Raw genomic sequence first — 13,590 nt, 5'->3', positions numbered from 1 at the left:
TCTGCTGTTTCTTTCTACTTGGTCTCTTTGGTGATGTCCCTGATCAAAGCCTGGCTCTCCAGCTCGCCAAGTGCCGTAGCGCGCAGGTAGTCGAAGATCTCCGAGTAGAGGCCGATGTCTCCTGGGTCCTCAAGGTAGGTGTGGCTCACCTGGTTCTCCAGGAGGATGACCTCCATGCTGGATGGCTCGGGGAATCGGTAGATCTTGAATGGGAAAGGGCCGCCACGGTAGGCGCCAACTGAAAATGGTAGTACCTGCAAGGTGACGTTGGTAAGGCGAGCGATCTCGATTACGTGGTCCAGTTGACGTCGGAGCGTCTCTGGGCCGCCGTATTGCTGCCGCAACGCGGCCTCACCCAGGATCATCCACACCGAGATCGGGTTCTCCGAGCGGGTCAGCGCCTCTTGCCGTTCAAGACGCACTTGTAGCTTCGTTCGCTTGCTTTCGGTGAGAGGGTCCGGCGACCCGGCGCGGATCACCGCTTCCGCGTAATCAGGCGTCTGGAACAGCGCGTCGATCACGCCCGGTTGGAAGCCGCGACAGTACGCCGTGTCCTCTTCGAGGCCGATCAGGTCGAGGAAGTCCTGCGGGAGGCGGTCCTCCAGGACGCGCCACCACCGTTGTTGGCGACTCTCGCGCGCGATTGAGAGCCAGCCTTCTCTGGCAGCGGGGTCCGAGACTTCGTAGAGGTCGAGCAGGGCCTTGAGGTCCAGCGGACGGATGGGGCTGCGGCCCGATTCGATGCGGCTGATCTTCGACTGGTTGCAGCTCAAGTGCCCTGCGGCGTGCTCCAGGTAGAGGCCACGACCCTCGCGTAGTCGGCGCAGGTTGGTGCCAAGCACGCGGCGGCGAACGGTTGGTCTCGGGTCCTCAGGCATGTTCTCCCTCCCTGATCGGCAGACAGCGTACTGCCGGTGGAGCATCGTCACTCGATAGAAGCAATGCATCGTGCATCACTTGCACGGTGGTGGTGTTTCACGTCATCCTAACTCTGCGACGGAGCGCGTCACTTACGTGACTTGCTGTCGCCTCGTGTCGTCGAGGCTGGAGGAGCTATGACCGTTCCGGTTCGATCCCTCGCTGGTCAGCAGGTCCACGGGTGGGCGTTGACGGTCAGCGCTGGGGCGATCGAGTACTGGCGGGGGGAAGTGACGTCCCTGGTACGGGGGTTGGGAGCCTCGCCCCAGGCCGTGGAGGTGGCGCGGTTGGGGGTATCGGAACTGTTGTCGAACGTCCTGAAGCATGTTGAGGGGCGTTGGTGCTGCTTGACGGTCTGCCAGTCGCAACTCGCCGTCGTGGTCGTGCAGGTGCTGGACCGGTCGCCGGGGGTGCCGTCCGTCCGCTGCCCGGCCTGGGACGCGGAGTCGGGACGGGGGCTCTGGCTGTTGCGGTAGATGGCCGACGGGTTCGGGTGTTTTCGGCATGTGTGGGACGACGGGGTGGTCGGCAAGTCCGTCTGGTTCGCGCCGGCTGGACGCGTCGGCGTCGGCTTCCGTCGAAGACGAAACTCCCGTGGATTCGCATGAGCGGCTGCGCGCGCGGTTGAAGGCGCGAAACTCGGCGAGCGAATCCAACTATCGGATCAAGAGTGGGGAGTTGCCATGAGTCTGGTGGCGTCGCAGGTGGTGAAGGGGGCGGACTGGATACTCAGCGAGGTGCGGGATCGGGGGGCGCCGCCCGCTGTTCAGGGTGCGGAGTGCATGACCTGTGAGGCCCGTTCGCCGCTGGTGGACGACGTCGATCCGCAGCGGATGGCGGTCTGGGCCATAGGGCACACCCAACAGCGGCCGGAGCACACGATGTTCCTGCTGCGCACCGAGAAGCACTGGCGCGTTCAGCATCTGGTCCAGGACTTCGCGGCGAACGAGCCGGAGGAGCCGATGACGCCGGACGAACAGACCGGCGGGTGGTTCGGGCCGGTGTTCGTCGGGTTGATGTGTCTGCTGACGGCTGCCGCCGGCCTGCTGCCGGCGCTCCGCTGAAGCCAACAAGTTGTCATTGATCAAGGAGAGTTGAACCCTGTGGTGCGTACCGTGATTGCCCGTTCGCCCGTCCGGATGGTGTTTCAGGTGCTGGCGACGACGGCCACCGATCATGTGCTGATGGTGCATGGTCCGGACGGGTGGGTGTTGCCGGGTGGGGAGCTGCCGCCGGGGAAGTGCATGATCCTGGCCGCGCGGGAGGCGCTGTGGAAGGCCACCGGCTATGAGCGGGGGCTGACGGATGTCCTCGCCACGTCGTTCGACACCGATGACGAGGGTGAAGTCAACCGGATCGTCAGTGTGTTGGACGGTCATGTGTTGCCGAGGGTGCCGGCGGATGCCAAGCAGTTGCCGTCCTCCGCGGCCTGGATGCCGTTGCAGGAGTGGGGCGAGGCGCCGCCGTTGGCGCAGTACGCGGTGATGTCCGCCGGGCGGCGCAACCGACTGCCCTTACTGATCAACGGCGATCGCCCCGAGTCCGCGTTTCTCTGAGCGGGGCGACGGTCCGGTCAGGGCACCGCGGACGGGTCCATCCAGATGACTTCCCACTGGTGGCCGTCCAGGTCCTGGAAGCTGCGGCCGTACATCGGGCCCTCGCTCATCGGGTCCATCGTCTGCTGGCCGCCGGCGGCCAGGGCGCGGTCCGCCAGCTCGTCCACGGCCTCGCGGCTGTCGGCGCTCAGGGCGACGATGACCTCGGTGTGGGTGGTGGCGTCGGTGATCTCCTTCTTGGTGAAGGTCTTGAAGAACGGCTTCACCAGCAGCATCGCGTAGATGGTGTCGCTGATCACCAGACAGGCCGCGTTCTCGTCGGAGAACTGGGGATTGAACGAGTAGCCCAGCTTGGTGAAGAACTCCTTGGACCGCTCCAGGTCCGCGACCGGCAGGTTGACAAAGACCATCGTGGACATGAGGACTCCCTCGGTTTGGCGGCCACCGCCGAGTGCGGTGACGTTCACCAGGACAGACCAGGGGCCCGGGGGAAACTCATCGCTCCCCGGGAGAAGAATCCTCGGGAGAATTATTCGCGACGCGTTCGAGCAGCTGCCTGGGGCCCAGGGTCTCCGCGCCCAACACCCTCACCCGCTCCCGTAGTTCGCGGTCGGCGGTGACCACCAGGCAGCGGCGTCCGGTGGCCTCGGCGCGCACCAGCTCCACCATCGTGTCGTCGCCGCTGCCGGGCGCCGACACCACGCGCACCCCGGGCACCGACGTGACGCCACGGGCCGCGCCCTCCACCACCAGCACCACCTCCGCCGGCTCCGGCCAGCCGCCCAGCCGGTGCCGCAGCCGGTCCCGCAGTCGTTCCGCCGCGCGGCGCCGGTCGCGCCACCAGCCGTCCGGCACCGAACCGACCACATTGGCGCCGTCCACCAACAGCAGCGGCGTCCGACCCGATTCGCTCGGGTCGGACGCCGCCGCGTGTTCCTGCTCGTCCGTCACACCACGGACTCTACTGCGGCACGCTCGCCACGCCCGGTGCCAGCAGGCGTCGGCCCAGCACCCGCTGGGAGACGCCGGCGCGGTCCAGGTAGGGGGTGATCCCGCCCAGGTGGAACGGCCAGCCGGCGCCGGTGATCAGGCACAGGTCGATGTCCTGCGCCTCGGCGACGACGCCCTCGTCCAGCATCAGGCCGATCTCCTCGGCGATGGCGTCCAGCGCGCGGGCGCGGACCTGCTCCTCGCTGAGCACCTGGTCGCCGACCTGGAAGAGCGCGGCCACCTCCGGGTCCAGCTCCGGCTTGCCGCCGTCGTGGACATAGAGGGTGCGCTTGCCGGCCGACACCACCCGGCCCAGGTTCTCCGAGACGCCGAACCGGTCCGGGAACGCCTCGTGCAGGGTGCCCGCGACATGGTGCGCCACGGCCGGGCCGACCAGCTCAAGCAACACCATCGGCGACATCGGCAGGCCGAGCGGCGCCAGCGCGCCGTCCGCCACCTCGACGGGGGTGCCCTCGTCGATGGCGCCCAGCACCTCGCCCATGAAACGGGTGAGGATGCGGTTCACGACGAACGCCGGCGCGTCCTTGACCAGCACCGCCGACTTCTTCAGCTCCTTGGCCACCTTGAAGGCGGTGGCCAGCGAGGCGTCGTCGGTGCGCTCGGCGCGCACGATCTCCAACAGCGGCAGCACGGCCACCGGGTTGAAGAAGTGGAAACCGACGACCCGCTCCGGATGCTTCAGCTGGGACGCCATCTCGGTGACCGAGAGGGACGAGGTGTTGGTGGCCAGGATCGCGTGCTCCGGGACCACGGCCTCCAGCTCGGCGAACACCTGCTGCTTGACGCCGATCTCCTCGAACACGGCCTCGATCACGAAGTCCGCGTCGGCGAACGCCTCCGCCTTGTCCAGCGAGCCGGTGACCAGCGCCTTGAGACGGTTGGCCGCGTCCTGGTTGATCCGGCCCTTGAGCAGCAGCATGTCCAGCTGCTCGTGCACCCAGCCGACGCCCTTGTCGACGCGCTCCTGGTCGATGTCGGTGAGCACCACCGGCACCTTGAGCCGCCGCACGAAGAGCAGCGCCAGCTGGGACGCCATCAGCCCGGCGCCCACGATGCCGACCTTGGTGACCGGACGGGCCAGCGACTTGTCGGGGGCGCCCACCGGGCGCTTGGCCCGGCGCTGCACCAGGTTGAACGCGTAGAGGCCGCTGCGCAGTTCGTCGCCCATGATCAGATCGGCGAGCGCGGTGTCCTCGGCCTCGAAGCCGGCCCGCAGATCGCCGTTGCGCACCTGGGCGATGATGTCCAGCGCCCGGTAGGCGGCGGGGGCCGCGCCATGCACCTTCTCGTCGGCGATCCCACGGCCCCTGGCCACGGCCTGGTCCCATGCCTCGCCCCGGTCCGGGTCCTGCCGGCCGACCTCGATCTCGCCGCGCAGCACGGCGGCCGTCCAGCGCAGGGACTGCTCCAGGAAGTCCGCCGCCTCGAAGATGGCGTCGGCGATGCCCAGTTCATAGACCTTGGGGCCGGAGAGCATGCGGTTCTGGTTGAGCGCGTTCTCCACGATCACCGTCACGGCGCGGTCGGCGCCGATCAGGTTCGGCAGCAGGGTGCAGCCGCCCCAGCCGGGGACCAGGCCGAGGAAGACCTCGGGCAGGCCGAACGCGGCGATCGACTCCGAGACCGTGCGGTAGGTGCAGTGCAGGCCCACCTCGACGCCGCCGCCGAGCGAGGCGCCGTTGTAGTAGGCGAACGTCGGCACGGCCAGGCCGTTGAGCCGGCGGAACACGTCGTGGCCGCCGGTGCCGATGGCCAGCGCCTGCTCGCGCTGGCTCAGCACCTCGACGCCCTTGAGGTCGGCGCCCACGGCGAACACGAACGGCTTGCCGGTCAGGCCGACGCCGACGATCTCACCGGCCAGCGCCTCCGCCTCGACCTGGTCGATCGCGGCGTCCAGATTGGCCAGCGACCGGGGGCCGAAGGTGGTCGGCTTCTTGTGGTCGAAGCCGTTGTCCAGCGTGATCAGCGCGAACCGGCCGGTCTCGTGCGGCAGATCCAGATGGCGCACGGTGGCCTGCGTGACCACCTCGTCGGGGAAGACCTCGGCCGCTGAACGCAGCGTGTCGGCGGTACTCACTGTGACTCCCTTGTCTTGTCGCTCGCCCGATGTTCCGCGCCGGCCCTCACTTGCCCTCCCAGTGGGGGTTCTCCCAGATGACCGAGCCGCCCATGCCCATGCCGACACACATGCTGGTCAGCCCGTAGCGGACGTGCGGCTGCTCCTCGAACTGCCGGGCCAGCTGCGTCATCAGCCGCACCCCGGAGGAGGCCAGCGGGTGACCGAAGGCGATCGCGCCGCCGTACTGGTTGACGCGGGGGTCGTCGTCCGCGATGCCGTAGTGGTCCAGCAGCGCCAGCACCTGGACGGCGAACGCCTCGTTCAGCTCGAACAGCCCGATGTCGTCGATCGTCAGGCCGGCCTTGGCCAGCGCCTTCTCCGTCGACGGAATGGGGCCGAAGCCCATCACCTCGGGCGCGACGCCGGCGAACGCGAAGGACGTGAGCCGCATCTTCACCGGCAGGCCCAGCTCCTCGGCGATGTCCTCGCCGGCGAGGACGGAGGCCGTGGCGCCGTCGTTGAGCCCGGCCGCGTTGCCGGCGGTGACCCGGCCGTGCGGACGGAACGGCGTCTTCAGGCTGGCCAGGCCCTCCAGGGTGGTGTTCGGGCGCATCGGCTCGTCGGCCGTGGCCAGACCCCAGCCCAACTCGCCCTCGCCCTCGGTGCGGCGCACCGAGATCGGCACCAGATCCGGCTGGATCTTGCCGTCCGCGTACGCCTTGGCGGCCTTCTCCTGGCTGCGCACCGCGTACTCGTCGGCGCGGGCCTTGGACAGGTGCGGGAAACGGTCGTGCAGGTTCTCCGCGGTCATGCCCATGAAGAGGGCGGACTCGTCGACCAGCTTCTCCGAGACGAAGCGCGGGTTGGGGTCGACGCCCTCGCCCATCGGGTGCCGGCCCATGTGCTCGACGCCGCCGGCGATGGCGATATCGCTGGCGCCGAACGCGATGGCGCCGGCGCTGCTGGTGACGGCCGTCATCGCGCCGGCACACATCCGGTCGATGGAGTAGCCCGGCACGCTCTGCGGCAGCCCGGCGAGCAGCGCGGCCGTGCGGCCCAGGGTCAGCCCCTGGTCGCCGATCTGGGTGGTGGCGGCGAGCGCCACATCGTCGACCCGCTCCGGCGGCAGCTGCGGATTGCGGCGCAGCAGCTCGCGGATGCACTTGATGACGAGGTCATCGGCGCGGGTCTCGTGGTAGATCCCCTTGGGACCCGCCTTGCCGAACGGGGTGCGGACGCCATCAACAAAGACGACGTCCCTGACGGTACGCGGCACGATGCCCTCTCTCTCCACGCCGAGACATTCGATCCACCGCCCATGCTACTAGCGGGTAACCGATGGGCAAGAGCGGACCACCGTCCCACGCCACCAATCGGTGCTCAGCCGGCGTCGGCGAGCGCCGTGGCAAGCCGCTCGGCGGTCTGCCCGATCTGCCAGTCGCGCGCGCCGAGCCCGCGCAGCGCCTCACCGATCGCCTCCACCGTCAGCCGGGCCGGCGGCTCCCAGCACAGCCGGCGCACCACCTCGGGCGTCAGCAGATTCTCCTGCGGCATCCGCAGCTCCTCGGCGTGCGCCGTGATCGTCGCCCGGGCCGCCGAGAGCCGCGCCGCCGCCACCGGATCCCGCTCCGCCCAGGCGCGCGGCGGAGGCGGGCCCTGCGGCGGCTGCGCCGTCTGCGGCAGCTCGCTCTCCGGCAGCCGCAGCGCGCGGTCCACGGCGGCCTGCCACTGCTGGAGCTGGCGCCGGTTGGTGCGGTGGCCGAACCCGGGCAGCGCGGCCAGCGCGCGGGTGTCCTTCGGCAGGGCCTGGGCGGCGGCGACGATGGCGGCGTCCGAGAGGACCTTGCCCGGCGACAGATCCCGCCGCTGGGCCGTCTCGTCCCGCGCCGTCCACAGCTCCCGCACCACGCCCAACTGCCGGCGCTTGCGCACCTTGTGGACGCCGGAGGTGCGGCGCCAGGGCTCCTTGCGCGGCGGGGCCGGCGGCGCCGAGGCGATCGCGGCGAACTCCTCAAGGGCCCAGTCCAGCTTCCCCTGGTGGCGCAGCTCCTCCTCCAGGGCGTCCCGCAGATCGACCAGCAGCTCGACGTCGAGCGCCGCGTAGCGCAGCCAGGGCTCGGGCAGCGGACGGCTCGACCAGTCGACGGCGGAATGGCCCTTCTCCAGGCTGTAGCCGAGGACCGTCTCGACCATCACGCCAAGGCCGACGCGCGCGAAACCGGCCAGCCGGCCGGCGAGTTCGGTGTCGAAGAGGACCCCGGGGCGCATGCCTATGTCGCGCAGGCAGGGCAGGTCCTGGGTGGCCGCGTGCAGCACCCACTCGGCGTCGGCGATGGCATCGCCGAGCGGCGTGAGATCGGGGCAGGCGACCGGATCGATCAACGCGGTGCCGGCGCCGGCGCGGCGCAGCTGCACCAGATAGGCGCGCTGCCCGTAGCGATAGCCCGAGGCGCGCTCCGCGTCCACCGCGACCGGGCCCGACCCCGCGCCGAAGGCGGCGATCGCCTCGGCGAGCGCGGCCTCGTCGGCGATCACCGGGGGAACGCCCTCCCTGGGCGTGAGCAGGGGGACCGGAACGGGCCCTGACGGCTCAGCGGAGGGGAGTTCGGGCGTTGTCTCGGTGATCTGTTGGGCGTCGGTCACCTGTCAAGGGTAACTGTGCGCTCATGGAGCACAACGTCTCCTCGCGCCGCTGGCGCACGCCCGGGGTGGGGGCGTGCGCCAGCGGCGGGGAGGGGGTGCTCGACGGGGTTCAGTGGATGATGCCGGTGCGGAGCGCGACGGCGACCATGCCGGCGCGGTCCCCGGTGCCCAGCTTGCGGGCGATACGGGCCAGATGGCTCTTGACGGTGAGGGCGGAAAGCCCCATGGAGACGCCGATGGCCTTGTTCGACTGGCCCTCCGCCACCAGCCGCAACACCTCGACCTCCCGGCCGGACAGCTCGCGGAAGCCGCCCTGGTGGGACGGGGCACCGGGCTGCCGGCGGTGCATACGGGAGGCGGCGCCGATATGCGCCGCCCCTGGCCGGCTGGGCGGGCCGAGGTTGTTGCGGGTGCCGGTGACCACATAGCCCTTGACGCCACCGGCGAGGGCGTTGCGCACCGCGCCGATGTCGTCGGCGGCGGACAGGGCGAGACCGTTGGGCCAGCCGGCGGCCCTGGTCTCGGACAACAGAGTCAGGCCCGAACCGTCGGGCAGGTGGACGTCGGCAACGCAGATATCGCGCGGGTTGGCGACTCTGGGGCGGGCCTCCGCGATCGACGACGCCTCGATCACGTCCCGAACGCCGAGAGCCCACAGATGGCGGGTCACGGTGGAACGGACGCGAGGGTCGGCCACGACGACCATGGCCGTCGGCTTGTTAGGGCGGTAGGCGACCAGGCTTGCGGGGTGCTCAAGGAGAACAGACACCGGGCCTCCCGGGAAGTGGGTGGGAAGGATCCGACTCCTTCGAGGAGGAGTCGGGGCGATCCGGATGGAAGGGTCACAGACCTCTTCGGCAGGAAGGTTCCGGGCCTTTAGGAATGATCACGAACCGGTGATTCGTCATCGCCGCCCTGACAGCCGGCGCGTCGCCCGCCCGGGGTGGGGCGGGGCTGTCAGCCGGACCGTCAGTTGGAACGGGGCCCGCGGCGGCGGGGGAGCGCGGTGACGGCGGTGGCGGTGCCGGACTCGGGCGGCAGCCCGGCGCACTGGGCCAGCAGACCGCACCAGGCGAGCAGATGTCCGCCGGCATCGGCCGGATCGGCCGGGGTCCAGGACGCCCGCAGCTCCAGCTCGGCCTGGCCACGGCGCTCGGCGAGGCCGCCGAAGAACGCCGAATCCGCCCTGGTCACCGTGCCGTTGGGCGCGTGCATCGGCAACGCCCTGGCGTCCAGGGCCTCCATCAGCCAGGACCAGGCCACCTCGGGCAGCAGCGGATCACCCGCGAGGTCGGGCTCCAGATCGGCCCTGGCCAGGGTGACGACCCGGAAGTCGCCGCGCCAGCTGTCGTCGCCCGCCGGATCGTGCAGCAGCACGAACCGTCCGTCGGCCAGCTCCTCGCCACCCTCGGTGACCGTGGCGCCCAGCGCATGCGCGTGCGGGGCGAGCCTGCGGGGTGGGGGAAGCGGGGAGAGCGTCACCTCGGGGCGCGGCCGGGCCGCGGCGAGCGCGGCCACCGCCTGCCGGAAGGCGGACGGTGCCCCAGCCCCGGGGTCGCTCATATCCGCTGACTCCTCCGCCGTATGAGTGCGAGACGCTGCCATGGCGGGTAACCCTAGGCGCCTGGGCCGCCCGCCGCCGGTAGCCACACCCGTGCGCGAGAGCGGAACCGCACGCCGTGGGAGACTTCCCCTGTGACTGTGACCGACTCCCCGTTTCTGAAGGCATGCCGTCGCGAGCCGGTGCCGCACACCCCCGTCTGGTTCATGCGGCAGGCCGGGCGTTCGCTGCCCGAGTACCGCAAGGCCCGCGAGGGGATCGCGATGCTGGACTCCTGCGCCCGGCCGGAGTTGGTCACCGAGATCACGCTGCAGCCGGTGCGCAGGCACGGGGTGGACGCGGCGGTCTTCTTCAGCGACATCGTGGTGCCGCTCAAGGCGATCGGCATCGACCTCGACATCAAGCCGGGCATCGGCCCGGTGATCGCCGAGCCGATCCGCACCCGGGCCGATCTGGCGCGGCTGCGCCCGCTGGATCCCGAGGACGTCTCCTTTGTGACGGAGGCCGTCGGGCTGACCGTCGCCGAGCTGGGCGACGTGCCGCTGATCGGCTTCGCCGGCGCCCCGTTCACCCTGGCCAGCTATCTGGTCGAGGGCGGGCCCTCGCGCAACCACGAGCACACCAAGGCCATGATGTACGGCGATCCCGAGCTGTGGGCCGAGCTGCTGGACCGGCTGGCCGGGATCGCCGCCGCTTTCCTCTCGGTGCAGATCGAGGCCGGTGCCTCGGCGGTGCAGCTCTTCGACTCCTGGGTGGGCGCGTTGGCCCCGGCCGACTACCGGCGTGCGGTGCTGCCCGCTTCGGCCAAGGTGCTCTCCGCCGTGGCGCATCACGGGGTGCCGAGGATCCACTTCGGTGTGGGCACCGGGGAGTTGCTCGGCCTGCTGGGCGAGGCCGGCGCCGATGTGGTCGGCGTGGACTGGCGGGTGCCGCTGGACGAGGCCGCCCGCCGGGTCGGTCCGGGGAAGGCGCTGCAGGGCAACCTCGACCCGGCGGTGCTGTTCGCGCCCCCGGCCGTGGTCGCCGAGCAGGCGGACCGGGTGCTGGCCGCCGCCCGCGACCTGCCGGGCCATGTCTTCAACCTCGGCCACGGCGTGCTCCCGGACACCGACCCGGACGCGCTGACCCGGCTCGTCGCGCACGTCCACGAGCGCACCGCCCGCTAGCCGAGTACGGGGCGGGCGGTGCGCTCGGGCCTGGGCCTCGTCAGGCGTCGGGCTGGTCCGGACGGTCGTCGTCGCGCCGGTCGGCGGTTCGCTGTTCGTCGCGCTGGGCGTGCAGGGACTCGCGGGTTCCGATCAGCGGCGGGGGCGCGGTGACCGGCGGGGGCGGGACGGGGCTGTTGCGGGTGCGGGTGAGGCGGTGCAGCGGCAGCCGGCGGCCCAGCAGTCGCCAGAGCAGCCAGAGCACCGCCAGCAGTGCGATCACCGGCAGCGAGGCGCCGACCGCTATCGCCAGCCAGACCAGCAGCAGCCAGACGAACTCCAGGCCGCCGAGGAGCGCGTCGACCACACTGGGCCGGTCGTCGTCCTTGTCGGACTCGGCCTCGGTCGCCTCCTCGACCATCAGCTCCAGGGAGATGGTGGCCAGCGCGGTATCGCCCCGCAGGCTGGCGATACGGGCCTCAAGCGACTCCAACTCGGCCTGCCGCCTGCTGAGTTCGGACTCCAGCCGGACGATGTCCTCCAGTGACTGGGCGTCCTCCATCAGTGCCCTGACCCGTTCGATGCTCTCCCGCTGGGTCTCCAGCCGGCTCTCCACGTCGACGATCTCGTCGCCCACGTCCTCGGTCGTCAGCTCCCGATGGGTCAGGTCGCCCAGCTCGGAGAGCTCGTTCAGCAGGGCGGTGTACCCCTCGGCCGGTACGCGCAGGGTCAGCATCGAGTACGCCATCCCGCCCTCGCCGCCGCTGGTCGACTCGTCGCTCACATAGCCGCCGGCCCGCTGCGTCAGCCGCACGGCCTCGGCGTGGCCGTCCGACAGCTTCTCCACCACCACGGAGATCGACGCGGACTGGATCAGCCGGCTGGGGTCGGGCACCTCGGAGACGGTGCCGATGTCCTCCGGGTTCAGGGGCTCGGCGTTCTCGCCGCTGCCGGCGTCGTCCGGCACGGCCTCGTCGACGTCGTCGGCCCCTGACCATGCCTCCTCGCGCATGTCGGCCTGGCTGCCGCCGCCCTCGTCCGAGGTGGCGGAGTCCGAGGACGACGATGTGCAGCCGGCGAGCAGCAGGCCGCCGACCAGCAGGGCCACCAGTGCCGCCCCCGGTCTCTGGTGTCGCCCTGTTCCTGCGCGTTGCCGCATGACGGAACCCCCTTGTCACGATGACCTGTTGTCACCCGTTGGACGGATGGCACGGGAGTCCGGTTGTCGCTAAGGGGTTCCGATGAGGTCACGCGTCAGACTCGGCGCGGCGTCTGCGACAGTAGGGGCCATGCATGTGATCGTCGTCGGCGGTGGGATCTCGGGTCTCGCCGCCGCCCATCGGCTGCTCGCCGCCGGAGTCCGGGTCACCCTCCTGGAATCGGATCGGCGCCTCGGCGGCAAACTCCACACCGGCCGGATCGCCGGTGTCCCCGTCGATCTGGGGGCCGAGTCGCTGCTCGCCAGACGGCCGGAGGCCATCGAGCTGGCGAAGGCCGTCGGCCTCGGCGACGCCCTGCGGCCGCCCAGTGTGACCACGGCCGGGATCTGGTCGCGCGGCACGCTGCGGCCGATGCCGCAGGGGCAGGTGATGGGGGTGCCGGCGACCGCGGCCGCGCTGGCCGGGGTGCTCTCGGACGCCGGCCTCGCCCGGATCGCGCGCGACACCGAACTGCCGCCGCTCGACCTGTCCGAGGACATCGGCATCGGGCGACTGGTCGCCGACCGGATGGGGACCGAGGTGGTCGACCGGCTGGTCGACCCGCTGCTCGGCGGGGTCTACGCGGGCGACGCCTACCGGATCTCGCTGCGTGCCGCCGTGCCCAAGCTCTACGAGGCGGCGCGCAAGCACGACTCGCTGCTGGCCGCCGTCCGCTCGTTGCGCCCGGCGCCCTCGGCCGCCACCGCCAACACCCCGGTCTTCACCGGCATCGAGGGCGGCGTCGGCACCCTCGCTGCGGCCGTCGCCGAGAACGTCGCCGGGCGCGGCGCCGTGGTGGAGACGGGGGTCACCGTCACCGGGCTGCGGCGCACCGCGCGCGGCTGGGCGGCCGCGCTGGACGACGGCCGTTCGCTGGTCGCCGACGGGGTGCTGCTCGCGGTGCCGGCGCCGGCCGCCGCGCGGCTGCTGGCGGCCGAGGCGCCGGCCGCCGCGGGGGAGTTGGCGGCCGTCGAGTACGCCTCGATGGCGCTGATCACGATGGCCTTCCGCCGCTCGGAGCTGGCGCGGCTGCCGCGCGGCAGCGGCTTCCTGGTGCCGGCCGTCGACGGCCGCACCATCAAGGCGGCCACCTTCACCAGCGGCAAGTGGGAGTGGGCCGCGGCCGCCGACCCCGGGCTCTTCGTGCTGCGCACCTCGGTGGGGCGGTATGCCGACGAGGGCCCGCTGGAGTGGGACGACACGGATCTGGTGCGGGTGGCGCTCGGCGATCTGGAGGAGGCGGTCGGGCTGCGCGCCACGCCCGTCGACCAGGTGGTCACCCGCTGGTGGCAGGGGCTGCCGCAGTACACCGTCGGCCATGACTCCCGGGTGGCCAGGGTCCGCGGCTATCTCGCCGGGCTGCCGGGTCTCGGCCTGTGCGGCGCGGCCTATGACGGGGTGGGCGTGCCCGCCTGTATCGGCGGGGCCGAGCAGGCGGCGGCCGATCTGCTGCGCACCCTGCCGACCGGGCCCAGGGGCGAGGCGGGAGAATAGGCGC

General features: G+C 71.2%; 14 protein-coding genes. 5 read left to right on the top strand and 9 right to left on the bottom strand.

Going from position 1 to position 13,590, the window contains the following annotated elements:
- Nucleotides 1-14 precede the first annotated feature (14 nt).
- Nucleotides 15-878, bottom strand: coding sequence for a helix-turn-helix transcriptional regulator (locus AOM46_RS21590; protein ID WP_062214221.1), 864 nt, complete (start codon nt 876-878; stop codon nt 15-17).
- 177 nt (nt 879-1,055) lie between these two features.
- Here AOM46_RS21590 and AOM46_RS21585 point away from each other — a divergent pair, with 177 nt between their 5' ends.
- The 3 genes from AOM46_RS21585 to AOM46_RS21575 all read left to right on the top strand — a co-directional run bounded on the left by AOM46_RS21585 (nt 1,056) and on the right by AOM46_RS21575 (nt 2,474).
- Nucleotides 1,056-1,394 carry an ATP-binding protein gene (locus AOM46_RS21585; protein WP_062214220.1) on the top strand — a complete coding sequence of 113 codons (339 nt, stop codon included), beginning with the start codon at nt 1,056-1,058 and terminating at the stop codon, nt 1,392-1,394.
- 207 nt (nt 1,395-1,601) lie between these two features.
- Entirely contained in the window at nt 1,602-1,982 is a 381-nt protein-coding gene (locus AOM46_RS21580; protein ID WP_062214219.1) for a hypothetical protein, read from the top strand.
- Between the two features lie 42 nt (nt 1,983-2,024).
- Complete coding sequence (locus AOM46_RS21575; RefSeq protein WP_158920540.1) at nt 2,025-2,474, top strand: NUDIX domain-containing protein; 450 nt, start codon at nt 2,025-2,027, stop codon at nt 2,472-2,474.
- A 17-nt stretch (nt 2,475-2,491) separates the two neighbouring features.
- Here AOM46_RS21575 and AOM46_RS21570 read toward each other — a convergent pair whose 3' ends face one another.
- From AOM46_RS21570 to AOM46_RS21540, 7 genes are all read right to left on the bottom strand, one after another.
- Nucleotides 2,492-2,893, bottom strand: coding sequence for a VOC family protein (locus AOM46_RS21570; RefSeq protein WP_062214217.1), 402 nt, complete (start codon nt 2,891-2,893; stop codon nt 2,492-2,494).
- A gap of 76 nt (nt 2,894-2,969) precedes the next feature.
- Nucleotides 2,970-3,425, bottom strand: a complete 456-nt coding sequence (locus AOM46_RS21565) for an NYN domain-containing protein (protein ID WP_062214216.1) — start codon at nt 3,423-3,425, stop codon at nt 2,970-2,972.
- A 10-nt stretch (nt 3,426-3,435) separates the two neighbouring features.
- Nucleotides 3,436-5,562, bottom strand: a complete 2,127-nt coding sequence (locus AOM46_RS21560; protein WP_062214215.1) for a 3-hydroxyacyl-CoA dehydrogenase NAD-binding domain-containing protein — start codon at nt 5,560-5,562, stop codon at nt 3,436-3,438.
- 46 nt (nt 5,563-5,608) lie between these two features.
- The gene (locus AOM46_RS21555) at nt 5,609-6,820 is read right to left on the bottom strand and encodes an acetyl-CoA C-acyltransferase (RefSeq protein ID WP_062214406.1); all 1,212 of its coding nucleotides are present in this window, start codon (nt 6,818-6,820) and stop codon (nt 5,609-5,611) included.
- Between the two features lie 104 nt (nt 6,821-6,924).
- Entirely contained in the window at nt 6,925-8,187 is a 1,263-nt protein-coding gene (locus AOM46_RS21550; RefSeq protein WP_062214214.1) for an HRDC domain-containing protein, read from the bottom strand.
- Nucleotides 8,188-8,296: 109 nt separating this feature from the next.
- Entirely contained in the window at nt 8,297-8,956 is a 660-nt protein-coding gene (locus tag AOM46_RS21545; RefSeq protein WP_062214213.1) for a response regulator transcription factor, read from the bottom strand.
- A gap of 200 nt (nt 8,957-9,156) precedes the next feature.
- Nucleotides 9,157-9,750, bottom strand: a complete 594-nt coding sequence (locus AOM46_RS21540) for a DUF3000 domain-containing protein (protein WP_107080133.1) — start codon at nt 9,748-9,750, stop codon at nt 9,157-9,159.
- A 132-nt stretch (nt 9,751-9,882) separates the two neighbouring features.
- On the opposite strand from AOM46_RS21540, the gene hemE reads away from it, so the two are divergent.
- Nucleotides 9,883-10,914, top strand: coding sequence for a uroporphyrinogen decarboxylase (hemE, locus tag AOM46_RS21535; protein ID WP_062214211.1), 1,032 nt, complete (start codon nt 9,883-9,885; stop codon nt 10,912-10,914).
- A 40-nt stretch (nt 10,915-10,954) separates the two neighbouring features.
- Here the strand turns inward: hemE and AOM46_RS21530 are convergent, their stop codons facing one another.
- Nucleotides 10,955-12,052 (bottom strand): DUF4349 domain-containing protein, encoded by a 1,098-nt coding sequence (locus tag AOM46_RS21530; RefSeq protein WP_078857055.1) that lies wholly within the window; start codon nt 12,050-12,052, stop codon nt 10,955-10,957.
- Between the two features lie 130 nt (nt 12,053-12,182).
- Between AOM46_RS21530 and hemG the strand changes: the two genes are divergently transcribed.
- On the top strand, nt 12,183-13,586 hold the full coding sequence (hemG, locus tag AOM46_RS21525) for a protoporphyrinogen oxidase (RefSeq protein WP_062214209.1): 1,404 nt from the start codon (nt 12,183-12,185) through the stop codon (nt 13,584-13,586).
- Nucleotides 13,587-13,590: the final 4 nt, after the last annotated feature.

The sequence above is a fragment of the Streptomyces sp. NBRC 109706 genome (genome assembly GCF_000974485.1).
Classification (GTDB): Bacteria; Actinomycetota; Actinomycetes; order Streptomycetales; family Streptomycetaceae; genus Streptomyces.
Note: the sequence above shows the minus strand (reverse complement) of the source record. Positions and strands in the feature narration are given on the sequence as shown.